The organism is Rhodopseudomonas sp., from assembly GCF_013377015.1.
Lineage (GTDB): Bacteria > Pseudomonadota > Alphaproteobacteria > Rhizobiales > Xanthobacteraceae > JARJEH01.
Genome location: NZ_JACABA010000002.1, coordinates 257,108 through 281,172, shown reverse-complemented (window position 1 = coordinate 281,172; position 24,065 = coordinate 257,108). Strand labels below are relative to the sequence as shown.

The window sequence follows — 24,065 nt, the reverse complement described above, 5'->3', positions numbered from 1 at the left end:
TGTATCTCTCAGTCTTTCAATGAACGCGCTTCTTCGGCGCGCTCGCATTCAGGTTCTCGATCCGGTTCTGCCAGAATGCGCTCGCGGTTCCGACCACGTTGTAGCCGACATTCGACGCGACTTTGATTCGGTCCAGGATCGAAAGGTCGACCACGGTCTCGTAACGGCTGCTGTGCGGATCGTATACGATCAGTTTCAGCGGCGTTTGTTCAAGAATGAACCGCGATACTGCATGCGAGGGATCGTTGCCGTGCTCCTCGCACAGGATCGCGGTGTCGCCCTGCAGCAGCCGGGCCCCGCCCTTGATCGCCTCGATCTCGACGCCCTCGACGTCGAGCTTGACCAAATATTTGCCGCCGGCAGGAATTTTGCCGTCGTCGAGCAGCCCATCGAGGGTGATCACCGGGACGTCCTCGCCGCCGGCGCTGGGCTTGCCCGCGATGCTCAGCGCCTCGTGCTTGGTGCCGGACAGCTTCGCGGTGCCGGGCGCGGCGCCGACCGCGCACTTCAGAATGACGAAGCGGTTGCCGTTAAGCGACGCGTTGTTCGACAGCTTGGCGAAGTTGGCGGTCGACGGCTCGATCGCGACGACGTTGTGCGACCCGAACGGCGCGCTCGACACCAGCACTGACCAATAGCCGTAATTCGCGCCGCAATCGATCAAGGTGTAGTCGACGTCGGCGGAATCCTGGAACAGCAGATCGAGTTCGATCTCGTAAGTATAGGATCGCTCGAGCAGCTTGCTCCAGTAGCCGTCACCATAGGGAAACGCGAAGATCGCGTCCGGATTGAGCTTGACCGCGATGTCGCGTTTCGGCAGTGCCTTGCGCAAGATATTGGCGCTGATGTTGTAGCCGCGATACGAGAACTTCGAGGAGATCCGGGCGCCCGCGGTCAACGCGACGGCAGCCAGCCGCTCCCAGGCGTTAGCGCCTTGGAGAACGCCGGTGCTGCGGTCAAACACGATGGGCGGCTGCGCGATCAACGATCGACCTCGCCGAACACGATGTCCAGGGAACCGAGAATCGCCGAGACGTCGGCCAGCAGATGGCCGCGGCAGATGAAATCCATCGCCTGCAAATGCGCGAAGCCCGGCGCGCGAATCTTGCACTTGTAGGGTTTGTTGCTGCCGTCAGAGACCAGATAGACACCGAACTCGCCCTTCGGCGCCTCGACCGCGACATAGACCTCGCCAGCGGGGACCTTGAAGCCTTCGGTATAGAGCTTGAAGTGATGGATCAGCGCCTCCATCGAGCGCTTCATCTCGCCGCGGCGCGGCGGGAAGATCTTGTGATCGTCGGTGGCGACCCGGCCCTGCCCGTCGGGGGCGCGCAGCTTGGCGATGCACTGCTTCATGATCCGAATCGACTGCCGCATTTCCTCGACGCGCAGGCAATAGCGGTCGTAGCAGTCGCCGTTCTTGCCGATCGGCACGTCGAAATCCATCTCAGCGTAGCATTCATAGGGCTGCGCCTTGCGAAGATCCCAGGCGGCGCCGGAGCCGCGCACCATGACGCCGGAAAAGCCCCACTCCCAAGCCTGCGCCAACGTCACCACGCCGATATCGACGTTGCGCTGTTTGAAGATCCGATTTTCGGTCAGCAAGGTTTCGAGGTCGTCAACCACCTGGATGAACGGATCGCACCAAGCCTCGATGTCATTGATCAGCTGCGGCGGCAAATCCTGGTGCACGCCGCCAATCCGGAAATACGCCGCGTGCATCCGGCTGCCGGAGGCGCGCTCGTAAAACACCATCAGCTTTTCGCGTTCCTCGAATCCCCACAGGGGCGGGGTCAAGGCGCCGACGTCCATCGCCTGGGTGGTGACGTTGAGCAGATGCGACAGGATGCGGCCGATCTCGCAATACAGCACGCGGATCAGTTGGGCGCGACGCGGCACCTCGAGCCCGAGCAGCTTCTCGGCGGCGAGGCAAAACGCGTGTTCCTGATTCATCGGCGCGACGTAGTCGAGCCGGTCGAAATAGGGAATCGCCTGCAGATAGGTCTTGTGCTCGATCAGCTTTTCGGTGCCGCGATGCAACAGCCCGATATGCGGATCGACCCGCTCAACCACTTCGCCGTCAAGCTCCAACACCAGCCGCAGCACGCCGTGCGCAGCCGGATGCTGCGGGCCGAAATTGATGGTGAAGTTGCGAAGTGCTGCCTCAGCCATCAGCCGCCTGCCTTGTCAGTCGCCTTCTCGTCGCCGGGCAGGACGGGGTAGTCCGCCCCCTCCCACGGCGAGAGGAAATCGAATTTGCGAAATTCCTGGTTGAGCCGGACCGGCTCATAGACCACACGCTTTTCGGCGTCGTCGTAGCGAACCTCGACAAAGCCGGACAGCGGAAAATCCTTGCGCAGCGGATGACCGTCGAAGCCGTAATCGGTCAACAGCCGCCGCATGTCGGGATGGCCGGTGAAGATCACGCCGTACAGATCGTAAGCCTCGCGCTCGAACCAGTCGACGCCGGGAAACACCTCGATGATCGACGGAACCTGGGTGGTCTCGTCGATCTCGGCGCGCAACCGAACCCGCGCGTTCAACACCGGCGACAAGAAATGATAGACGAGATCGAAGCGCTGCTCGCGACCCGGATAGTCGACCGCGGTGACGTCGATGAAGCTGATGAAACGGCAACGCGGATCGTCGCGCAGGAACGTCACCACCTCGACCACCCTCTCGGCCTGGATGGTCACGGTCAGCTGATCGAAATCGATCGAATGCCCGATCGCGGCGCCGGGAAGCGCGCCAACAATCATCTGACCCAGGGTGTCGAGCCCGCCGTCGTCCATAATTCAGCCCTTAGCGTTCGATGGTTCCGGTGCGCCGGATCTTCTTCTGCAGCAGCAGCACGCCGTACAGCAGCGCTTCCGCGGTCGGCGGGCAACCCGGCACATAGATGTCGATCGGAACGATGCGATCGCAGCCGCGCACCACGGCGTAGGAATAATGGTAGTAGCCGCCGCCATTGGCGCAGGACCCCATCGAGATCACGTAGCGCGGCTCGGGCATCTGATCGTAGACCTTGCGCAGTGCCGGCGCCATCTTGTTGGTCAGCGTGCCGGCCACGATCATGACGTCGGACTGCCGCGGAGAGGCGCGCGGCGCGAAGCCGAACCGCTCGGCATCGTAGCGCGGCATCGATAGCTGCATCATCTCGACCGCGCAGCAGGCGAGCCCGAAGGTCATCCACATCAGCGAGCCGGTGCGCGCCCACGTGATCAGATCATCGGTCGCGGCGACAAAAAAACCCTTGTCCGCGAGCTCATTGTTGACCTCGAGGAAATACGGATCGTTGGCGCCGACCGGTTTGCCGGTGTTGGGATCAATGATGCCGCTCGCGGGGCGTGACACCAAGGGTCGCGCGCCAACCGGGGTCAACGCGGAGCTTTGCAGCGAGGTCGACACTGGACTCAATCCCATTCCAGGGCGCCCTTCTTCCACTCATAGGCGAAGCCGACCGTCAGCACGCCGAGAAACACCATCATCGACCAGAACCCGGTCACGCCCAATTTCCCGAAGGCCACCGCCCAGGGGAACAGAAACGCCACCTCAAGATCGAAGATGATGAACAAAATCGCAACGAGATAGAACCGCACGTCGAACTTCATGCGGGCGTCGCCGAAAGCATCGAAGCCGCATTCGTAGGCGGAAAGCTTCTCCGGATCGGGCTGCTGAAAAGCGACAACGAATGGCGCCACCAGCATCGCAAAGCTCAGGGCCGCAGCCACGATGATAAAGACAACAATTGGAAGATAATTCGGCAGAATGCCGCTCATCGCCGATCCCTACCCCGCGGTTGTGCACTGCCGCAGATTCGTTGACATTTGGAATTATTCTGAGGCTTAGCGCAGTGCAACAGGGCGCGCAAGACAAGCGATGTTGACGCTTCTAGGGCCAAGTGCCGCTGACACTCGTGACATTCCGAGGCTCCCGACAGTCCCCGTCACGGCCGATCGAGAAGCTGGCCGAGCGTGGCGCACGACCACCGACGGGCCGATGAAACCATTTTGGCCAACCCACGAAACCGTTCTGAAACAGGCCCAGGGTAAATGTCTTTGCCAACGGCGGCAAAGACGCCCGGGAGGCTCAGATGAACCACTCCATTCATTCGGCGGATCGTACGACACATCTTAAGATCGTGGTGGTGGCCTTGGTAGCGGGCATCGCGGTAGCCGGGTTCGGCATTTTCGCCCGCAGCAATGCGGACTTCAGCCAGACCGCACACGTCATCAAGGCTGGAAAGCAGATAACCGTCACCCGCGCGGACAATTCGGTGATCCGCTAGGACCAATCAGAATCTCAGTGCTTGCTGACTGGCCGCCTTCGGGCGGCCTTATGTTTTTCGGGGTGGCTCATGAACCGAGGCGCTCAAGCGGCGCGATCCGATGCGGACGAATGGGGCGAAGCGGCCGAAAGAGAACCGCAGATAGAGACTTTCGCACGATCAATCGAAATGGTTTCTAGGGAAGGCCTAATCGCCAAAACCATTGAAATGTTTTAGCAATTTGGCGCGAGAGACGGGACTCGAACCCGCGACCTCTGCCGTGACAGGGCAGCGCTCTAACCAACTGAGCTACTCCCGCGTGGATCGTGAAATCCCGCAGTGGGCTGGACATAAAGGCGAGCCACGACCAAGTCAAGCCGGTTGCGAATCCCCTTTTCTGCCAGTCCTTTTCGCGACATCGATGCAAATAATAGGCTGTTTATCGGCAAAACAGCGTAGTCAGCGCCTCCCCGAATCGTTTAAGCCCTGCTACGTCTTAGGTTCCTAAGCCACGACCAACCAGGAGGGCCAAATATGGCGAAGAAAGCAGTTGCCAAAACCGCAACACCGACCACGGTGACCTTGAAGCATCTCGCAGCGGCGCTCGCCGAAGAGCATGAGCTGTCGAAGAAGAAGGCCGAAGAAATCCTCGGCGACATGGTCGCCCGGATCACCAAGCACCTGAAGAAGGGCGAGCGGATCCGCATCGTCGGTCTCGGCATTCTCCAGGTCCGCAAGCGCGCCGCCCGGATGGGCCGCAACCCTGCCACCGGCGAAGCCATCCAGATCAAGGCCAGCAAGAAGGTCGCCTTCCGCGCCGCCAAGGAACTGAAGGAAGCCGTCTAGGCTTCATCCGTTCGAAGAATTTGCGTCATTCCGAGCGATCGCGTCGCGGTCGCTTCGGAATGACGGATTTTGAGACGCGACGATCGCGACTCGGATTTCGAGACCCGGCGGTTCAGCCTGTGACATCCCCGATCCGTTTCACGCACAGCGTCACCGAGCGATTCTTGCGCTACGTGGCGATCGACACCCAGTCGGACCCGGCGTCTCCGACCACTCCATCCACAGAAAAACAGAAGAATCTCGGCGCCCTGCTGGCGCAGGAGCTTGTCGCGATCGGTCTCGGCGACGCCCATCTCGACGAACACGGCTATGTCTACGCGACGATCCCGTCGAACAGCGACAAGCAAGTTCCGGTGATCTGCTTCTGCTCGCATATGGACACTTCGCCGGACTGTTCGGGCGCCGGCGTCAAGCCGCAGATCGTCAGCAATTATCGAGGTGGCGACATCGTGCTGCCGGCCGATCCGACCCAGGTCATCCGCGCCGCCGAGCATCCGGCACTAGCCGATCAGATCGGCCACGACATCATCACCACCGACGGAACCACATTGCTCGGGGCCGACAACAAGGCCGGCGTTGCCGAAATCATGGACGCGGCGCAATTTCTGGTTGGCAACCCGCAGATCAAACACGGCGCCATCAAGATCCTGTTCACGCCCGACGAGGAGATCGGCCGCGGCGTCGACAAAGTCGACCTGCAGAAACTCGGCGCCGATTTCGCCTATACGATCGACGGCGAGACCGCCGGCAACATCGAGGATGAGACCTTTTCGGCTGACGGCGCGGTGATCACCATCGAGGGTGTCAGCGCCCATCCCGGTTTCGCCAAGGGCCGAATCGAACACGCCATCAAGATCGCCGCGGCAATCGTCGAGCGGCTGCCGAAGACCACCTGCTCGCCGGAGACAACCGAGGGCCGCGAGGGCTTCCTGCACCCGATTGGGATCTCCGGCGCGCTGGAGAAAGCGACGCTGAGCTTTATCGTCCGCGACTTCACCGAAGCTGGCCTGAAGGACAAGGAAGCGCTGCTGCAACGAATCGTCGACGAGGTGATGCAGGCCTATCCGCGCTCGACCGCGAGCCTCGAGATCAAGCCGCAATACCGCAACATGAAAGAGGTGGTCGACCGCCACCCCGCGCTGGTCGAGAACGCCCGCGAGGCGATTCGTCGCAGCGGGCTCACACCCGTGACCACCAGCATCCGCGGAGGCACCGACGGCTCGAGGCTGTCGTTCATGGGGCTGCCCTGCCCCAACATCTTCGCCGGCGAACACGCCTTCCATTCGCGGCTGGAATGGGTCAGCCGCCAGGACATGGAAAAGGCGGTGCAGACCATCGTGCACCTGGCGATGATCTGGGAAGAGCGGGCCTGAAACCGCGCCGCGCGCCGTCTCAATTCGCGGGATTGGCGGGTTTGGTTCGTTTTGCTGGGGCTGGTTTCGCCGCGGTCTTCGGCGCGCCGTCGCCGCGCAAATTGCCCCAGGGGTCGGTGGGGCCGGCGTTGGGGACATTGCCGAGCGAGCGTTGATAGGCCCTTTCGGCCCGCTTCTCGGCCTCGATCTGGCCCGCGGTCTTTTCCTTGTCGGGTTCCCCGTATTTTTGGACCGCCTCAGTTTGCGCGGCAGCGGGGCCGGCAAGCAACGCGATCATCGCGACGGCCCAGAAAACTCTCATGCAGAAGCTCCCAGCTAAGGACCCCTGCATATCACCCCCCTCACTGCGGCGCCAATGGGACGCGGATACCATGGGCGCCGTCGCCTTGCGCCGACCACCGCCGCCGGGCTAAATGCGCATTCCGGGCGGTTAGCTCAGCGGTAGAGCATTCCCTTTACACGGGACAGGTCGGCGGTTCGATCCCGTCACCGCCTACCAGGCTGCGTTCCGAGCCGCCGCGTCCCGCCATTGCCCCACCCACAAGAAAGCGGCGCCCCGAAGGACGCCGCTGATGTCGTGGTGAGCCTCAAGAGGCTCAGTGGGCTGTCAAGCCTCCGGCCGCCTCGTCGGTGGCGTCGGGCTTGACCGGGAGCTTGGTGTCCTCTTCCCAGACGATCGGGACCGGCGCCCGAACCAGGGCGTTGGCAATCACTTCGTCCATCCGGGCTACCGGGATGATGTTCAACCCGCCTTTGATGGCGTCGGAGATCTCGGTGAGGTCCTTGGCGTTATCCTCGGGAATCAGCACCGTCTTGATGCCGCCCCTCGCTGCCGCCAGCAACTTCTCCTTCAACCCGCCGATCGGCAGCACTCTGCCGCGCAGCGTGATCTCGCCCGTCATCGCGATGTCGCGCCGGATCGGAATCCCGGTCAGCACCGAGACGATCGTGGTCGCCATCGCCACGCCCGCGGACGGACCGTCCTTCGGCGTCGCGCCCTCCGGCACGTGGACGTGGATGTCGCGCCGTTCGAATGTCGGCGGCTCGATCCCGAAGGTGATCGCGCGGGAGCGGACATAGGACGCCGCCGCCGAGATCGATTCCTTCATCACGTCGCGCAGATTGCCGGTGACCGTCATGCGGCCCTTGCCGGGCATCATCACGCTTTCGATCGTCAGCAATTCACCGCCGACGTCGGTCCACGCCAATCCGGTGACGACGCCGACCTGGTCGTCGAGTTCAATCTCACCGAACCGATATTTCGGTACGCCAAGATATTCCTCGATCGCCTTTTCGGTGACCTTCACGCTCTTCTTCTTCGAGAGCATCAGTTCCTTCACCGCCTTGCGTGCCAGCGTCGAGAGCTCGCGCTCAAGGTTACGCACGCCCGCCTCGCGGGTGTAGCGGCGGATCATCAGCAACAAGGCATCGTCGTCGATCGACCATTCCTTGGTGTTGAGGCCGTGCTTGGTCAGCGCGTTCGGGATCAAATGCTTGCGCGCGATCTCGACCTTTTCGTTTTCAGTGTAGCCGGCGATCCGAATGATCTCCATGCGGTCCATCAGCGGCCCCGGAATATTCAGGGTGTTCGCCGTGGTGATGAACATCACGTTGGACAGATCGTAGTCGACCTCGAGATAGTGGTCGGCGAAGGTGCCGTTCTGTTCGGGATCCAAGACCTCAAGCAGAGCCGAGGACGGATCGCCGCGGAAATCGGCGCCCATCTTGTCGATCTCGTCCAGCAGGAACAGCGGGTTCGAGGTCTTGGCCTTGCGCATCGACTGGATGATCTTGCCGGGCATCGAGCCGATATAGGTGCGGCGGTGACCGCGGATCTCCGCCTCGTCGCGCACGCCGCCGAGCGACACCCGCACGAACTCACGTCCGGTCGCCTTCGCGATCGACTTGCCGAGCGAGGTCTTGCCGACGCCGGGAGGGCCGACCAGGCACAGGATCGGACCGGTCAGCTTGTTGGCGCGCGACTGCACCGCAAGATACTCGACGATGCGGTCCTTGACCTTCTCGAGCCCGTAATGGTCATTGTCCAGCACGGCTTGCGCCGCAGCCAGATCCTTCTTGACCTTCGACTTCTTGTTCCACGGAATCGACAGCAGCCAGTCGAGATAGTTGCGCACCACGGTGGCTTCCGCCGACATCGGCGACATCTGCCGCAGCTTCTTCAGCTCGTGCTGTGCCTTCTCACGGGCTTCCTTGGAGAGCTTGGTCTTGACGATCTTCTCTTCAAGATCGGCGAGCTCATCGCGACCTTCGTCGTCGCCGAGCTCCTTCTGGATCGCCTTCATCTGCTCGTTGAGATAGTACTCGCGCTGGGTCTTCTCCATCTGCCGCTTGACGCGGCTGCGGATCCGCTTCTCGACCTGCAGCACCGAGATTTCGCTCTCCATCAGGCCCAGCACCTTCTCCAGGCGCGAGGTGACCGACAGCGTCTCCAGGATACCCTGGCGATCGGCGATCTTGACCGCGAGATGCGACGCGACGGTGTCGCCGAGCTTGGCGAAATCGGTGATAGCCTGAACCACGCCAACCACTTCGGCGGAGATCTTCTTGTTCAGCTTCACGTAGCTTTCGAAGTCGGACACCACCGACCGGGCCAGTGCTTCGGCCTCGACGCTCTTGGCGTCGGTGTCGGCCAGCGCCACGGCGGTAGCTTCATAGTATTCGACGCGATCGGTGTATTTTTCCACCTTGGCGCGCTCAAGGCCCTCGACCAGGACCTTGACTGTGCCGTCAGGCAATTTCAGCAGCTGCAGCACGCTGGCCAGTGTGCCGATCTGGTAGATCGAATCCGGCGCCGGATCATCGTCGGACGCATTCTTTTGCGTCGCCAACATGATCAGCGCGTCGTTCTTCATCACCTCTTCAAGCGCACGGATCGACTTTTCCCTGCCGACGAACAGCGGCACGATCATGTGCGGGAAAACGACAATGTCGCGAAGCGGCAGCACTGGATAGGAGTGGCTTTCGCCGTGGACGATTGATGGCCGGGGTTTTGAGGCAGTCATGGCCGATTCCTTTTGTTGCGCCCCCTTGCACGCAGCCCGCCAAATTGCGCCGCCGCCACAAGGTGCCAAGTTTACCGGCTCGTTCGGCCGGGTCAGGCTCCACTCGTCCGGAATTGATGACGGCGAATCTTGATAACGATTGTCATCGCCGCCAGTATTAGGTGGCTATCGACCGTGGGGGTGTCAAGCCGGGTAAAAACGCTGTTCTACAAGGTAATATGGCGAGCATCATCGCACCACCGCTGCTGCCGAGAGTCCCGGCAGCAGCCTGTTTCGAACCTGCCGCTCAAGCCCCGGATCAGGCGCTGGCGCTGCTCTCCGCAGTGCGGTCCGAGCGGTCGGCGTAGATGTAGAGTGGACGGGCGGTTCCCTCGACGACTTCGCGCGAGATCACCACTTCCTCGACCCCTTCGAGGCCCGGCAGGTCGAACATGGTCTCGAGCAGGATGCTCTCCAGGATCGATCGCAGGCCGCGCGCGCCGGTCTTGCGTTCGATCGCCTTGCGGGCGATCGCACCAAGCGCTTCGTCGGCGAAGGTCAGCTCGATATTCTCCATCTCGAACAGCCGCTGGTACTGCTTCACCAGCGCATTCTTCGGATCGGTCAGGATCTTCTTCAGCGAGGCCTCATCGAGATCCTCGAGCGTCGCCACAACCGGCAGACGACCGACGAATTCCGGGATCAGGCCATACTTCAACAGATCCTCGGGCTCGACGTGGCGGAAGATTTCGCCCGTGCGGCGATCTTCCGGTGCTAGCACCTGGGCCGCGAAGCCGATCGAGGTCGATCGTCCGCGCGCGGAGATGATTTTCTCCAGACCCGAGAACGCGCCACCGCAAATGAACAGGATGTTGGTGGTGTCGACCTGCAGGAACTCCTGCTGCGGATGCTTGCGGCCGCCCTGCGGCGGCACCGACGCGACCGTGCCTTCCATGATCTTCAGCAGCGCCTGCTGGACGCCCTCTCCCGACACGTCGCGGGTGATCGAGGGGTTGTCCGACTTGCGCGAGATCTTGTCGATTTCGTCGATGTAGACGATGCCGCGCTGCGCCCGTTCGACATTGTAGTCGGCCGATTGCAGCAGCTTCAGAATGATGTTTTCGACGTCCTCGCCGACATAGCCGGCTTCGGTCAAAGTCGTCGCGTCGGCCATCGTGAACGGCACGTCGAGAATCCGCGCCAGCGTCTGCGCCAGCAGCGTCTTGCCCGAGCCGGTCGGCCCGATCAGCAGGATGTTCGACTTCGCCAGTTCAACGTCGTTGTGCTTGGTCTGGTGATTGAGCCGCTTGTAGTGATTGTGCACGGCGACCGAGAGCACCTTCTTGGCGTGGCTTTGGCCGATCACGTAATCGTCGAGAACCTTGCAGATTTCCTTCGGGGTCGGAATGCCGTCTCGCGACTTCACCAGCGAGGATTTGTTTTCCTCGCGAATGATGTCCATGCACAGTTCCACGCATTCATCGCAGATGAAAACCGTGGGTCCGGCAATCAGCTTGCGGACCTCGTGCTGGCTCTTTCCACAGAACGAGCAGTAGAGGGTGTTCTTGGAGTCGCTCGTACCGACCTTACTCATTTCTGTCTCCGTCCGCCGTTTGGTCTCGTCTGCTCGACCGCCCCATTCCGGCAACTTGCCGGGATGATTATCTTTAAATGGAGCAAAATCTGTACCAGAAAAGACCCCTGCGCTCTCTGACCGCGCGAATCGCGGCCATTCGAATCCCCCAAACACTTTCGTCGATCAGGTTCAGCCAATCATGGTGTCACCCGACTATCAAGATTTCGCTAATCGGCCGTAGGCCGGATTGCGTGACAATAGCGTGATTTTCCGCAAATACGCGACCCCGCATCGTGGAAATCAGGGCAGCGTTGCGAGATTGCCACGCGCCCGACAGCACGAAAGCGGAACATTCGGCGATTCTGCATCGATTCGACGCCAACGCGGCCCGATCAGGGGGTTTTAGGCGTCGATTCCTCGGAGCGCTTGTCGATCACCTTGTCGACGATGCCGAAGTCACGGGCCATATCCGCGGTGAGGAATTTGTCGCGTTCCAGCGCATCCTCGATCGCCTTGTAGGTTTGCCCGGTGTGCTTGACGTAGATTTCGTTGAGTCGCTTCTTCAAGTTCAGGATCTCCTGGGCGTGCAGCATGATGTCGGTCGCCTGCCCCTGGAACCCGCCGGAGGGCTGGTGCACCATGATTCGCGAGTTCGGCAGCGAGAACCGCATGTCCGGGTGGCCGGCGGCGAGCAACAGCGAGCCCATCGAGGCGGCCTGCCCGGTGCACAGCGTCGACACCGGCGGGCGGATGAACTGCATGGTGTCGTAGATCGCCAGACCCGACGTCACCACGCCGCCCGGCGAGTTGATGTACATCGAGATTTCCTTCTTCGGATTCTCGGCCTCGAGGAATAGCAGCTGCGCAACGGTCAGCGTCGACATGCCGTCTTCGACCGGCCCGGTCAGAAAGATGATCCGCTCTTTCAGGAGACGCGAAAAGATGTCGTAGGCCCGTTCGCCGCGGTTGGTCTGTTCGACCACCATCGGGACCAGGTTCATGTAGGTTTCTACCGGATCGCGCATAATTCACCTGAAGGTTGGCGGAGGCGAAGGTCCATCGGCACCGGCGGAATCTCAGCCGTGCCGGATGGGCGATCGTCCCGTGATGCAGGACTTGAAGCGAGTTCACAGATATGAGCCGAATGACCGGCGACAAGGGCGGGGCTCGTTCGAAGCCAAGTCAAACCGATTCGCACCGCCTCCGCAAAGCAATGCGCTCTGTTCGACGGGCCTTTCAAGGCACATCCTTAACGGGGATAGCCCTTAACAACGATAGGCGCCGCGACCGAGCCGCAGCGCCCATCCAGGTATTCATCCGAGGCAGGCTCAGGCGGCGGTCTTGTCGGCGTCTTCATCCTTGTAAAGCTCGTCGCGGGTGACCTTTTTCTCGGTCACGTTGGCGAGTTCGAGGATGAAGTCGACCACCTTGTCCTCATAAATCGGCGCACGAAGCTGGGCCAACGCCTCGGCATTGCTGCGATAATAGTCCCAGACTTCCTTCTCGCGGCCAGGCATCTGTCGCGCCCGCTCGATCACCGCGCGGCTGACTTCGTCGTCCGTGACGGTGATCTTGTTCTTCTCGCCGATCTCCGACAGCACCAGTCCAAGCCGGACCCGGCGATCGGCGATCGTCTGGTATTCCGCCTTGGCGGCTTCCTCGGTGGTGTCCTCGTCGGCAAAGGTCTTGGCATTCGACGCCATCTCGGCCTTGACCGAATTCCACATCAGCTCGAATTCCTGCGCCACCAGCGATGGCGGGGCTTCGAACTTGTGCGCCTCGTCGAGCCGATCCAGCAGCAGCCGCTTGACCCGCTGCCGGGTCGCGCCGGCGAATTCCGCGGTCAGCCGCTCGCGCGCGGCTTCCTTGAGCTTGTCGAGCGATTCCAGGCCGAGCGTCTTGGCGAATTCGTCGTCGATCGTGACCGGCTGCGGCGCCTCGACCAGGGTGGCGGTGGTCTCGAACTCGGCCGGCTGGCCGGCAAGCTTCTCGCTGGCATAGTTCTTCGGGAACGACACTTTGAGGGTGCGAGTCTCGCCCTCGGCCATGCCGATCAATTGCTCCTCAAAGCCGGGAATGAAGGTCCCGGAGCCAATCAGCACCTGGATGCCCTCGCCCGTGCCGCCGTCGAACGGCGTGCCGTCGATCGTACCCTTGAACGACACCGTGACCCGGTCGCCGGTTTCCGCCTTGGCGCCCTCGCCCTTGGCGGCGAACGCGCGATTCTGCTCGGCGATCCGCTTGATCGCCTCCTCGACGTCGGCATCGGTCACTTCGACCACCGGCTTTTCGACCGAAAAGCTCTTGAAATCAGCCAGTTCGATCGCCGGCACGACTTCGATTGCGACGGTGTAATTGAGATCGGACTTGCCGGCGAGGATCTGCTCGACCTCGGCCTGCTCGGTCGGCATCGTGATCTTCGGCTCGGTCGCGAGCCGGAATCCGCGCTCGGTGAAGATCGCGTCATTGGTCTCGCGGATCAGCTTGTCGATGGTCTCGGCGGCGACCGAGCGGCCATAGAGTCGCTTCAGATGGCCGACCGGCACCTTGCCCGGGCGAAAGCCGTTCAGCTTCACCTTGTCCTTCATGTCGACCAGCTGCGCATCGACTTTGGCGTCGATGTCCGCGGCCGGGACACTGATCTGGAATTCGCGCTTCAATCCGTCCGCGACGGTTTCCTTGACCTGCATGGCGTCCATCTTCTTCCCGCTTGGTCCGGTTCGGCGACCGGCCTTGTCAATCTGATCGATGCGCGGCGTAAGCCTGCACCGGTGGCTTGGCGGACGGATACCCTTGCGGAATATGTCCTCCGGAAATTCGTCATGCGCAAACGCGAGTGGCGTTTGGTGCGGGCGGAGGGACTCGAACCCCCACAACTTTCGTCACTGGAACCTAAATCCAGCGCGTCTACCAGTTCCGCCACGCCCGCGAGGAGCATCATGTCCGACCGCGATGCCGCGGGCGGCGGGCTTATAACATGCGTGCGACGCTTCGCATCAAAAAAATCCCCGCACAAGCCCCAGCCGGGCGATCCGCCAGATACTGGACAGCGCGGCGGGAAAATGGTCCGCATCGAGCATGACATATCCTGGTTTTGCGATCACGCGGCGTGGCCTGCTGGCCCGACTCGGCGGCGCCGGGCTGAGCTGCGCCGGCCTCGGCATCGGTTCGCCGGCTTACGCCGCCACGCCGGCACGCCAGGCCGTGACCCTGCTGGCGAAGCCAGCCTTGGCGGCGCTGCGGCCTGGCGCGCCCGAGACCCGGATATCGTCGCTGCAGCCGATTGAATCTGGTCCGATGCGGTTCCAGCGCGGCGACGAACTCGCCGTGAGATTCGAAAACAAGCTCGCCCAGCCGGCGATCCTGAACTGGCACGGCATCGAGGGCGCGCTCGCTGCCGAACCGCTGACGGCGCGGCGACCGGTGGCGCCGGGTGGACAGGATGAGTTCGCGATCGCGCTGCGTCACGCCGGGACACTTATGTTGGATCTACGGCTGCTGACGGACGACGCGCCGATGCCGGCGCAGGCCCTGATCGTCCAGGAGAGCGAAGCGGTTGCGGTGGACCGTGACGAGGTGGTGCTGATCGAGGATTGGCGGCTGGGGCCGGATGGCCGCGCATTGCCGCCCGGCACCGAAACCGCCGATGCCGAGCCGAGCTACACCGTCAATGGCCAGCCCGGGCTGGACCTTGGCGTCCGCACCAACGTCAGGTTGAGGCTCCGCTTCATCAATGGCTGCCAACGCAATGTGATCGCCGTTAAAATCGCAGAACACGAGGTCCGGGTGATGGCCCTCGACGGGCAGCCCTCGGAGCCGTTCTTGGCCCGCGATGGCACCTTGGTGCTGGCGCCGGGCACCCGGATCGACGCCTTCGTCGATGCGACCAAGGCCGCAGGGACAAGTTTTCCGATCAGCCTGCATGACGGCAAGCGCGCCTACCTGATCGTCCGGCTGCTCTATTCCGGCGATTCGCCGCTGCGCGAAGCGCCGCTGCCGATCCTCGCGAGCCTGCCGGACAACGGCCTGCCGGCCCGGATCGACCTCAAGAGCGCCTTGCGTGTCGATCTGGCGCTCGGCATCGCACAGGACTGGAGCCTCCCGAACGGCTTTGTGCCATCGGCCGCGCCGGCCTTTCAGGTCAAGCGCGGCCGGGCCGTGGTGCTTGCGCTGACCAATCGCGCCGCGAACCCGGTGGTATTCCATCTGCACGGCCATCATTTCCGGCTGCTCGACCGGCTTGATGACGGTTGGAAACCGTTCTGGCTGGATACGCTGGCGATCGACGCCGGCCAGACCCAGCGGATCGCCTTCGTGGCCGAATTCGCCGGGCTCTGGCTGATCGAAGCGATGGCGGCAAACTGGTCGGCGCCGCGGCTGCTGCGCAACTACGCCGTGCTCTAATACTCGATCCCGAGATCGTCATAGAGCCGCCGAAATATCGCCGGCAGCACTTCCGACAGGTCCTCGGCGATCAGGCCCGGCCCTGCCTCGCAGGCAGCCTCGCCATGGATCCAGACGCCGATGCAGGCGGCTTCGAATGCCGGCACGCGCTGCGCCAGCATCCCCGCGATGATGCCCGACAGCACGTCGCCGGCCCCCGCGGTGGCCAGCCATGGCGGCGCGTTGGCCGCAATCGCGGCGCGACCATCCGGCGACGCCACCACCGTGTCGGGCCCCTTGAGCAGCACGACGGCCCCGGAGCGTTGCGCCGCTATCCGAACTTTTTCAAGTTTTGATCGAAGTGGATTCTTGTTGCTCATATCACTGAAAAGACGAGGAAATTCTCCCTCATGAGGGGTAAGGATAACCTCTGGATTACTGTCAGATTTAATCGCCTCGAACAACTCTTCCGGCCCTCCCGCGAAACTGGTCAGCGCGTCGGCGTCGAGCACCGTCCCGGTCCCGGCCGCTAGCGCCGCTAGCACCAGACTGCGGGTACGGTCGTCGACGCCGGCGCCCGGACCAATCACGCAGGCGTTGAAGCGGCGATCGGCCACCAGCTCGGCGAACTGCTCCGGCGTATCGATCTGGCGCAGCATGATCGCGGTCAGGGCGCTGGCATGGACCGCAAGCGCATCGCCGGGCGACGCGACAGTGACCAGTCCGGCTCCTGCCCGCAGCGCGCCGCGGGCTGCCAGCCGCGCCGCGCCGGTCTGCGACAGTTTGCCGGAGATCACGACGGCATGGCCGCGGCCGTATTTGTGGCCATCGACCCGCGGCACCGGAAATGAACCGAGCCACAAGTCAGGATCGTTGACGAAGGCCATTGGCCGGATCTCGTCGAGCACGCTGGCGTCGATGCCGATATCGACCACCTGCAAACGGCCACAGTGCAGTCGTCCGGGCAGCAGCATGTGGCCGGGCTTGCGGCGAAAGAAGGTGACGGTCTCGCGGGCGCGGATCGCGGCGCCCATCACCGCGCCGGTAGCCCCGTTGATGCCGCTCGGCAGGTCGACGCTCAGCACCGGAATGCCGCTCGCGTTGGTCGCCTCGATCATCGCCAGCGCATCGTCCTTGACCAATCGGTTCAGGCCGGAGCCGAACAGCGCGTCGATGATCAGGCTCGGCGCACCGATCGACTGCGGCAGGAACGGCAGCAACGGGCCCTTCCACTCCCGCGCGGCCAGCGCCGCGTCGCCTTTCAGTGCGTCGCGCTCGCCGAGCAGCATCACCGTGACGCTGCGACCTAGCGCAACCAGCTCCGTGGCCGCAATCAGGCCATCGCCGCCGTTATTGCCGGGACCGGCCACAACCAGGATCGGCCCCACCTCGATGAGCTCGATCGCGGCGCGCGCAACATGCCGTCCCGCCGTCAGCATCAGCGCAAATCCGGAGGAGCCGTGAGAGATCGTCAGCAGGTCCGCGCGATCCATCTCGGCAGGAGTCAGCAGTTCCATGCCCAAATCCCAGTTCATCGCCTTATCGTGAGGCAGTGGAATCCCAACTAAGTCAAACCAATCGAATCAAGTTGCCTACAGTTTGAGCTTCGTGCCATTACTTTAGACAGCACGTCGTTCGCAGGACCACCAAAGTCTACGCAGCGGTGCTCTTAATAATCTGATAACGCTCTAAAATCAGCCGCCTTGTGAACTTGGCATGGACCCTGCTTTTACGGAAGTCATGTTTCGATCCCTCGCGCTCGCCTGCAATTGCAGGGGTTGCGCGCGCCCGACTTCTCTCGCGGAAACGATTTTCCCGGGGGGCAGCGGCGCTGCTCACCCATCCGACCAGCGGAGTTATCGATCAAACGCGCAACGCCGCGCGATCTGTAATAAGCATGTTGACCTAGGAAGTTCGAAGGTCGGGGAGAGTCTAAGTGAAAAAGATCGAAGCCATTATCAAGCCGTTCAAACTGGACGAAGTGAAAGAGGCACTTCAGGAGGTTGGACTGCAGGGCATCACCGTCACCGAGGCGAAAGGCTTCGGGCGACAGAAGGGGCATGCCGAGTTGTACCGCGGTGCGGAATATATCGTCGACTTCCTGCCCAAGGTCAAAATCGAGATTGTGATCTCCGATGACCTGGTGGAAAAAGCCATCGATGCGATACGGCGCGCCGCCCAGACCGGCCGGATCGGCGACGGCAAGATTTTTGTTTCAAATATTGAAGAGGCTATCCGCATCAGAACGGGCGAATCCGGACTGGACGCCATCTAACCCGACGGCCTATCACCATCACGACTTCACTCGGCGGCCGCTTGCGGCTGCTGTTTTACCACGCCTGTAGACACCGACCGTAGACACAAGGGGTAATCATGACGACCGCAAAAGAAGTCCTGAAATCGATCAAGGACAATGACGTGAAATACGTCGACCTGCGTTTCACCGATCCGCGCGGCAAGTGGCAGCACGTCACCTTCGACGTCTCGATGGTCGATGAGGACATGTTCGCCGAAGGCACCATGTTCGACGGCTCCTCGATCGCCGGCTGGAAGGCGATCAACGAGTCCGACATGATGCTGATGCTGGATCCGTCGACCGCGACGATCGATCCGTTCTTCGCAGAAACCACCATGGTGATCACCTGCGACATTCTCGAGCCCTCGACCGGCGAGCCCTACAACCGCGACCCGCGCGGCATCGCCAAGAAGGCCGAAGCCATGGTCAAGTCGATGGGCGTCGGCGACACCGTGTTCGTCGGCCCGGAAGCTGAATTCTTCGTGTTCGACGACGTGCGCTACCAGACCACGCCGTACAACACCGGCTTCAAGCTCGACTCCTCGGAATTGCCGATCAATTCCGACACCGAATATGAAGGCGGCAATCTCGGCCACCGGATCCGCACCAAGGCCGGCTACTTCCCGGTTCCGCCGCAGGATTCGGTGCAGGACATGCGATCCGAAATGCTCGGCGCGATGGCCAAGATGGGCGTCAAGGTCGAAAAGCACCACCACGAAGTGGCTTCCGCCCAGCACGAACTCGGCATGAAGTTCGACACCCTCACCCACATGGCCGACCAGATGCAGATCTACAAGTACTGCATCCATCAGGTCGCGCACATCTACGGCAAGACCGCTACCTTCATGCCGAAGCCGGTCTATGGCGACAACGGCTCGGGCATGCATGTGCATCAGTCGATCTGGAAGGACGGCAAGCCGGTGTTCGCCGGCAACAAATACGCCGATCTCTCGGAAACCTGCCTGCACTACATCGGCGGCATCATCAAGCACGCCAAGGCGATCAACGCCTTCACCAACCCGTCGACCAACTCCTACAAGCGTCTGGTCCCGGGCTATGAAGCGCCGGTGCTGCTGGCCTATTCCGCGCGCAACCGGTCGGCCTCCTGCCGCATTCCCTACACCACCAACCCGAAGGCCAAGCGCGTCGAAGTCCGGTTCCCGGATCCGATGGCGAACCCCTATCTCGGCTTCGCCTCGATGCTGATGGCCGGCCTCGACGGCATCAAGAACAAGATCGATCCGGGTCCGGCGATGGACAAGGATCTCTACGACCTGCCGAAGGAAGAGTTGAAGTCGATCCCGACGGTGTGCGGTTCGCTCCGCGAAGCGCTGGAAAACCTCGACAAGGACCGCGGCTTCCTGAAGGCCGGCGGCGTGTTCGACGACGACTTCATCGACAGCTACATCGAGCTGAAGATGACCGAAGTTATGCGTTTCGAAATGACCCCGCATCCGGTCGAATTCGACATGTACTACTCGCAGTAAGCGATTCGCGGGCAACGCCCGCGAAATGCGGCACTGAAACGACAAAGGCGCCCTTCGCGGGGCGCCTTCTTTTTTGTTTTGCGGAATTTTCGGGTCTTGTCAGGCGCGTTGTTGCGTAATCATTGCTCGAGCTGGCTCAGACGATGCAGACCGACGCCTATTCCTCGCCATCGCTAGCCGTCGTCCTGGCCGCGCTCGGACGGCCCCGAGGTCATCTGAATTCGCAGCGCCTCGAACCGCCGCTTCGCCTCGCGCTCGCGCTCGTCGATGAATGCGACCACTTCATCCCGTGGCATCGGTCCGCTGCTGATCGGCCGCGACGTGGTTCCGATCGTCTCGTCGACATAGTAGTGGCTGTTGCCGTCGAAACGCGCGGTCCATTTGAACCGCAGCGAATCGAGCGGACCGGGACCGTATTTTGAATAGCCATCGATATCGGCCAATGCCGGTTTCGCAGCCGCGGCGGTTGCGAGAGTTGCGGGCGCCACGAGGGCACTTTCGGCTGGATCGACGGCATCGGAGCCGGACTCAGTCGGATGCCGATGATCCTCCGGCTTGACCTCCGGCTTTTCGAAGATGCTGGCGATCACCGCGAGCGTTTGATCGGTCGGATCATTTTGACTCAACGACTCGTCCCCCGAGAAGCAATCGTAAATATCTGGCCCACTCCGGCGCGTGAACGCCGAATCCAGGTTGTTGTTCCAGGATACGTATGGCTTTTTTAGGCTTGGGTCGGCGAGTCTTTAGGCGGAAATCGGCGGCCGCCGGGCCTTCCACGGCCGTTCCTGCTCCAGTTGGGCTGCGAGCCGGAGCAGCGTTGCCTCGTCGCCGAACCGCGCCGCGAACATCATACCGATCGGCAGCCCGCTCCCACTCCAGGCCAGAGGCACCGACATTGCCGGCTGCCCGGACATGTTGAACATGCTAGTGCCCGGCATGTAGCGACGCAGGATCGGCCCGATCCCCGACAGATCGTTGGTCATGGTATCGATCTCGCCGAGCCGAACCGGCGGCGTGCATAGTGTCGGCGACAGGAACACATCGCAGCCCTCGAAGAAGCCGGCGAGGCTGCGCGAAATCTGGAACGCCGCGAGCTGTGCCGCCAGATAGTCGATCCCGCTGGCCTGGCGGGCGTTGGCGGCGCTGGCCAGGGTCAGGATCTCAAAGTCACGGTCGGTGACCGCGCGGCCGAGCGCCTGCTCGGCAAGCTGCACGGTGAGACCGGTGTTGCAGGCGACTATGGTCGCGATCACCGCCGCCGGATCGGCAGGCAGCGCCGGGGCGCGCTCCTCGACATCGTGGCCAAGGCCGACGAGCATATTGGCGACATCACGGACCGCCGCGGCGACCTCGACGTCGATCGGGTCGCCATAGGGAGACTTGTCGGTGAAGGCGATCCGCAGCCGGCCTGGATCGCGGCCGACTTCCTGGGCGAACGGCCGCTCAGGCTTTGGCGCGACGTAGGGGCTCGACGGCTCCGGGCCGTGGATCGCATCCAGCATCGCCGCGCTGTCGCGCACGCTGATGCTCACGACATGACCGCAGGACAACCCGCCCCAGCCCTCGCCGCGGTCAGGACCGCTCGGATTGCGCGCCCGGGTCGGCTTCAATCCGAACACGCCGCAGGCCGAGGCCGGAATCCGGATCGAACCGCCGCCGTCGCTGGCGTGGGCGACCGGAAGGATGCGCGCGGCCACCGCCGCCGCCGCGCCGCCGGACGAGCCGCCAGACGAATGTGCCGGGTTCCAGGGATTGCGGGTCGGGCCGTGCAGCCGTGACTCGGTGGTCGGCATCAAGCCGAATTCCGGGCTGGCGCTCTTGCCGAAGATCGTCAGTCCCGCGTCGAGGAAGCGCTGGGCCAAGGTGCCGGTGTGGTCGGCGACATTGTCCTTGAACAGGCTGGCGCCGAATGTAGTCCGGGTCCCCGCCAGCAGGTCGAGATCCTTGAGCAGGAACGGCACTCCGGTGAACGGCCCATCGGGCAGCCCGGCCTCGATCTGTTTGCGGGCGTAGCCGTCATGCCGCACCACCACGGCGTTGAGCTTCGGATTGACCTGTTCGGTGCGGGCGATCGCCTCCTCCAGCAATTCCAGCGCGCTGACCTGCTTGCGACGGACGAGGTCGGCGAGGCCGACGCCGTCATGGTCGGCATATTCCTTGATCGACATGAATTTCCCCAGCGGATGAAAGGGATCGCTGCGGCCCAGCCCGCGGTGGCGATCGGGCGCGCTTAGGCGAGCACGTCCTGATTGATCACGTTCTGCCGGATCGGCTCGCCGTCGAGCGCGCTTAGCATGTTGCGCGCGGTCTGCTCGCCCATGCGGTCGAGCGCTTCGCGGGTGACGCCGGCGACATGCGGGGCGATCACCACGTTCGGCAGTTCGAATAGCGGATGGCCATGCGGCGGCGGCTCGACCTCGAACACGTCGAGCCCGGCGCCGGCGAGCTTGCCCGCCACCAGCGCGTCGTACAGCGCCTTCTCGACCACGATGCCGCCGCGCGCGGTGTTGATCAGATAAGCCGTCGGCTTCAGCCGCGCGATCCGCGCAGCATCGAACATGCCGGTGGTCTCGGGATTCTTCGGGCAATGAATGCTGACGAAATCGGCTCGCGGCAGCGCCGCGTCGAGGTCGTCGACCTTCTCGCAGCCGGCGGCCTTGATCTCGTCGGCCGACTTGTAGGGGTCGTACACCAGCACCTGCATCTCCATCGCCAGGCAACGCTTGGCAGTGCGGGTGCCGATCCGGCCGAAGCCGATGATCAGCACGGTCTTGCTGAACAGATCGAACGGCAACAGTCCGAGCCTGGTGCTCCAGCCGCCGGTCTTGACCAGCGCATGCAGTTCGACGCCGCGCTTGGCCAGCGTCAGCATCATGAACAGCGCCTGTTCGGCGACCGAGGGCGAATTCGCGGTGCCCGCCACCATCAGCGGCACCTTGCGACGGCTGAGCGCGGCGACGTCGACGGCGTCGTAGCCGACCCCGATCCGCGCCACCACCTTCATTTCCTTGGAGGCCTCGAGTTCGGGCTCACCGAACCGCGTCGCGCCGAGCGCCACGCCGTGAACCGGGGCCTCTTGCTGCAACAACGCCTCGAAATCGGGCGCGGAAATCATATTGGAGAATTCGACGGTTTCGATATCGGCCCGTTCGTCGAACAGCGCCCTGCCCCGCAGCGACATCGACTCCGTGATCAGCAGTTTCTTCTTGTTGGACGCCATTCCCTGCCCTCGAACGTTTCTTGTGGTGCTGCCGTCATATGGCGGCGCCGATGCTCTCATTTAGCAGGTGCGTCTTGTCGGGGTCCACCGCCAATCGCGGACGTTGAAGCTTGCCGACGATCTCCCGAATCCGCGCGTTCGCCGCGGCGCAGCGCGCGACGGCTCAGTGCAATCCCAGATGCGGCACGATCGGCAGATAGGTCAGCAGCAGGAACAGCGGCAGCAGCACGACGCTCGCCCACAATGCGTAGCCGAAGAAGCCGGGCATCTTGATGCCGCGTTCCGAGGCAATGGCGTAGACCATGAAATTGGGCGCGTTGCCGACATAGGTCAGCGCTCCCATGTACACCGCCCCCATCGAGATCGCGGCGAGCGTACCGGATAGCGGTCCCATCAGTTCGGCCGGGTTGCCGCCGGCCAGTTCGAAGAACACCAGATAGGTTGGTGCATTGTCGAGTACGGCCGACAACAGCCCGGTGAACCAGAAATACGGAACCTCGCGCGGCGCACCATCGGCGCCGGTCACCACCGACAACAGCGGCGCGAAGATGCCGGCCTTGCCCGCGTTCAGCATCGCCAGCACCGGGATGATGGCGACGAAGATTCCGGCAAACAGCTTGGCGACCTCCCGGATCGGCTCCCAGGAGAAATCATTGGCGGAGCGGTGCTCGTCGGCGGTCAGCCACAACGACAGCACGGCCAGGATCAGGATCGCGCCGTCGCGCACCAGGTTCTGCAATGCGACCTTGGTGCCATAAACATCGAATACGATGCCGGGCTGCCAGGTCGCCGACAGCAGGATCGCCGCGACGATCAATCCGATCAGCGCGAAGTTGACGCCGCCGCGCAGTCCGATCGGCTCTGGCGCTGCCGCTCCGCCGCTCGGCGGCTCCTTGCGGGCATGCCAGCGATCGAGCGCGTAAAACACTGCGAGCAGGCACAGCGCGACGATCAGCGTCTGTTGCCACAGATGCTGCAGCGGCCAGAAGAAATCGACGCCGCGCAGAAACCCGACGAACAGCGGCGGATCGCCGAGCGGCGACAGCGCACCGCCGACATTGGCGACCAGGATGATGAAGAACACGATGACGTGGACGTTGGTCGGACGGTTCGCGTTGGCGCGGATCAGCGGGCGGATCAGGATCATCGCGGCCCCGGTGGTGCCGATGATGCTCGCAAACAAGGTGCCGAGCGCCAGCAGCGCGGTGTTGAGCAGCGGCGTTGCGCGCATCGTGCCGGTGACCAGGATTCCGCCGGCGACGGTGTAGAGCGCAAACAACAGCACAATGAAGCTAAGATATTCAGCCAGCAGCGCGTGCACCAGCGATGCCAGCATCAAGGACCAGCCGTTCAACACCCCGATTGGCAGCAACGCCAGCAGTGCCCAGGCGGCGGCGATCTTGCCGTAATGCGCGTGCCAGATTTTCGGAAACAGCAGCGGCCCGGTGGCGATCGACAACAGGACGCCGGCGAACGGCACCGCCCACGGCCAACTCATCGCGGCGCCGTCGAGTTCCGCAGCGGCGTGCGCGGCACCGGGCGCCATCGAGATCGCGAGTACCGGCACCAGCAGCCGGCAAAGCCTGAAACAAAGTTGAATCATTGCGCCATTCCA

The 24,065-nt window shown here is 62.7% G+C and carries 21 protein-coding genes and 3 tRNA genes; 7 read left to right on the top strand and 17 right to left on the bottom strand.

Annotated elements, in window-relative coordinates; all coding sequences use genetic code 11:
* Window positions 1–16 precede the first annotated feature (16 nt).
* From HXX15_RS09600 to HXX15_RS09580, 5 genes are read right to left on the bottom strand one after another with little or no spacing between them, the layout of a single operon-like run.
* A complete protein-coding gene (locus HXX15_RS09600) occupies window positions 17–985 on the bottom strand; it encodes an FkbM family methyltransferase (RefSeq protein ID WP_296515435.1) in 969 nt (322 codons plus the stop codon).
* Window positions 982–2,172 carry an NADH-quinone oxidoreductase subunit D gene (locus tag HXX15_RS09595; RefSeq protein ID WP_296515433.1) on the bottom strand — a complete coding sequence of 397 codons (1,191 nt, stop codon included), beginning with the start codon at window positions 2,170–2,172 and terminating at the stop codon, window positions 982–984. The genes HXX15_RS09600 and HXX15_RS09595 overlap by 4 nt, the downstream gene beginning before the upstream one ends.
* Window positions 2,172–2,792: an NADH-quinone oxidoreductase subunit C gene (locus tag HXX15_RS09590; protein ID WP_296515432.1), complete on the bottom strand. Its 621-nt coding sequence runs from the start codon at window positions 2,790–2,792 to the stop codon at window positions 2,172–2,174. The genes HXX15_RS09595 and HXX15_RS09590 overlap by 1 nt, the downstream gene beginning before the upstream one ends.
* Before the next feature lie 10 nt (window positions 2,793–2,802).
* Entirely contained in the window at window positions 2,803–3,423 is a 621-nt protein-coding gene (locus tag HXX15_RS09585) for an NADH-quinone oxidoreductase subunit B family protein (protein WP_296515430.1), read from the bottom strand.
* A complete protein-coding gene (locus HXX15_RS09580) occupies window positions 3,414–3,779 on the bottom strand; it encodes an NADH-quinone oxidoreductase subunit A (RefSeq protein WP_296515429.1) in 366 nt (121 codons plus the stop codon). Before HXX15_RS09580 ends, HXX15_RS09585 begins: the two co-directional genes overlap by 10 nt.
* A gap of 314 nt (window positions 3,780–4,093) precedes the next feature.
* On the opposite strand from HXX15_RS09580, the gene HXX15_RS09575 reads away from it, so the two are divergent.
* Window positions 4,094–4,288 carry a hypothetical protein gene (locus HXX15_RS09575; protein ID WP_296515427.1) on the top strand — a complete coding sequence of 65 codons (195 nt, stop codon included), beginning with the start codon at window positions 4,094–4,096 and terminating at the stop codon, window positions 4,286–4,288.
* 221 nt (window positions 4,289–4,509) lie between these two features.
* Here HXX15_RS09575 and HXX15_RS09570 read toward each other — a convergent pair.
* Window positions 4,510–4,586 (bottom strand) — tRNA-Asp (locus HXX15_RS09570).
* Between the two features lie 167 nt (window positions 4,587–4,753).
* Between HXX15_RS09570 and HXX15_RS09565 the strand changes: the two genes are divergently transcribed.
* Both HXX15_RS09565 and pepT read left to right on the top strand, forming a co-directional pair.
* Entirely contained in the window at window positions 4,754–5,113 is a 360-nt protein-coding gene (locus tag HXX15_RS09565; RefSeq protein ID WP_366558589.1) for an HU family DNA-binding protein, read from the top strand.
* Between the two features lie 59 nt (window positions 5,114–5,172).
* On the top strand, window positions 5,173–6,486 hold the full coding sequence (pepT, locus tag HXX15_RS09560) for a peptidase T (protein ID WP_296515422.1): 1,314 nt from the start codon (window positions 5,173–5,175) through the stop codon (window positions 6,484–6,486).
* Window positions 6,487–6,505: 19 nt separating this feature from the next.
* Here the strand turns inward: pepT and HXX15_RS09555 are convergent, their stop codons facing one another.
* The gene (locus HXX15_RS09555; protein ID WP_296515420.1) at window positions 6,506–6,787 is read right to left on the bottom strand and encodes a hypothetical protein; all 282 of its coding nucleotides are present in this window, start codon (window positions 6,785–6,787) and stop codon (window positions 6,506–6,508) included.
* A 123-nt stretch (window positions 6,788–6,910) separates the two neighbouring features.
* Between HXX15_RS09555 and HXX15_RS09550 the strand changes: the two genes are divergently transcribed.
* Window positions 6,911–6,985: transfer RNA gene (locus HXX15_RS09550), tRNA-Val, on the top strand.
* A 97-nt stretch (window positions 6,986–7,082) separates the two neighbouring features.
* Here the strand turns inward: HXX15_RS09550 and lon are convergent.
* From lon to HXX15_RS09525, 5 genes are all read right to left on the bottom strand, one after another.
* A complete protein-coding gene (gene lon / locus HXX15_RS09545; RefSeq protein WP_296515418.1) occupies window positions 7,083–9,509 on the bottom strand; it encodes an endopeptidase La in 2,427 nt (808 codons plus the stop codon).
* Window positions 9,510–9,807: 298 nt separating this feature from the next.
* On the bottom strand, window positions 9,808–11,082 hold the full coding sequence (clpX, locus tag HXX15_RS09540; RefSeq protein ID WP_296515416.1) for an ATP-dependent Clp protease ATP-binding subunit ClpX: 1,275 nt from the start codon (window positions 11,080–11,082) through the stop codon (window positions 9,808–9,810).
* A gap of 374 nt (window positions 11,083–11,456) precedes the next feature.
* Window positions 11,457–12,089: an ATP-dependent Clp protease proteolytic subunit gene (locus HXX15_RS09535; RefSeq protein WP_296515414.1), complete on the bottom strand. Its 633-nt coding sequence runs from the start codon at window positions 12,087–12,089 to the stop codon at window positions 11,457–11,459.
* Window positions 12,090–12,392: 303 nt separating this feature from the next.
* Window positions 12,393–13,754, bottom strand: coding sequence for a trigger factor (gene tig, locus HXX15_RS09530; RefSeq protein WP_296516896.1), 1,362 nt, complete (start codon window positions 13,752–13,754; stop codon window positions 12,393–12,395).
* A gap of 154 nt (window positions 13,755–13,908) precedes the next feature.
* Window positions 13,909–13,993 (bottom strand) — tRNA-Leu (locus HXX15_RS09525).
* A gap of 149 nt (window positions 13,994–14,142) precedes the next feature.
* Here HXX15_RS09525 and HXX15_RS09520 point away from each other — a divergent pair.
* Window positions 14,143–15,468: a multicopper oxidase domain-containing protein gene (locus HXX15_RS09520; protein WP_296515412.1), complete on the top strand. Its 1,326-nt coding sequence runs from the start codon at window positions 14,143–14,145 to the stop codon at window positions 15,466–15,468.
* On the opposite strand, the gene HXX15_RS09515 is transcribed toward HXX15_RS09520, so the two are convergent.
* Window positions 15,465–16,964: an NAD(P)H-hydrate dehydratase gene (locus HXX15_RS09515; protein WP_296516895.1), complete on the bottom strand. Its 1,500-nt coding sequence runs from the start codon at window positions 16,962–16,964 to the stop codon at window positions 15,465–15,467. The two genes, HXX15_RS09520 and HXX15_RS09515, sit on opposite strands and share 4 nt — an antisense overlap.
* 419 nt (window positions 16,965–17,383) lie before the next feature.
* Here HXX15_RS09515 and HXX15_RS09510 point away from each other — a divergent pair, with 419 nt between their 5' ends.
* On the top strand, window positions 17,384–17,722 hold the full coding sequence (locus HXX15_RS09510; protein ID WP_074832548.1) for a P-II family nitrogen regulator: 339 nt from the start codon (window positions 17,384–17,386) through the stop codon (window positions 17,720–17,722).
* Between the two features lie 98 nt (window positions 17,723–17,820).
* Entirely contained in the window at window positions 17,821–19,230 is a 1,410-nt protein-coding gene (gene glnA / locus HXX15_RS09505) for a type I glutamate--ammonia ligase (RefSeq protein WP_296515406.1), read from the top strand.
* A 173-nt stretch (window positions 19,231–19,403) separates the two neighbouring features.
* On the opposite strand, the gene HXX15_RS09500 is transcribed toward glnA, so the two are convergent.
* From HXX15_RS09500 to HXX15_RS09485, 4 genes are all read right to left on the bottom strand, one after another.
* The gene (locus tag HXX15_RS09500; protein ID WP_296515403.1) at window positions 19,404–19,856 is read right to left on the bottom strand and encodes a hypothetical protein; all 453 of its coding nucleotides are present in this window, start codon (window positions 19,854–19,856) and stop codon (window positions 19,404–19,406) included.
* Between the two features lie 117 nt (window positions 19,857–19,973).
* Window positions 19,974–21,398, bottom strand: coding sequence for an amidase (locus tag HXX15_RS09495; RefSeq protein ID WP_296515401.1), 1,425 nt, complete (start codon window positions 21,396–21,398; stop codon window positions 19,974–19,976).
* A 62-nt stretch (window positions 21,399–21,460) separates the two neighbouring features.
* Window positions 21,461–22,450: a hydroxyacid dehydrogenase gene (locus HXX15_RS09490; protein WP_296515399.1), complete on the bottom strand. Its 990-nt coding sequence runs from the start codon at window positions 22,448–22,450 to the stop codon at window positions 21,461–21,463.
* A gap of 163 nt (window positions 22,451–22,613) precedes the next feature.
* Window positions 22,614–24,053 (bottom strand): sodium:proton antiporter, encoded by a 1,440-nt coding sequence (locus HXX15_RS09485; RefSeq protein ID WP_296515396.1) that lies wholly within the window; start codon window positions 24,051–24,053, stop codon window positions 22,614–22,616.
* Window positions 24,054–24,065 lie beyond the last annotated feature (12 nt).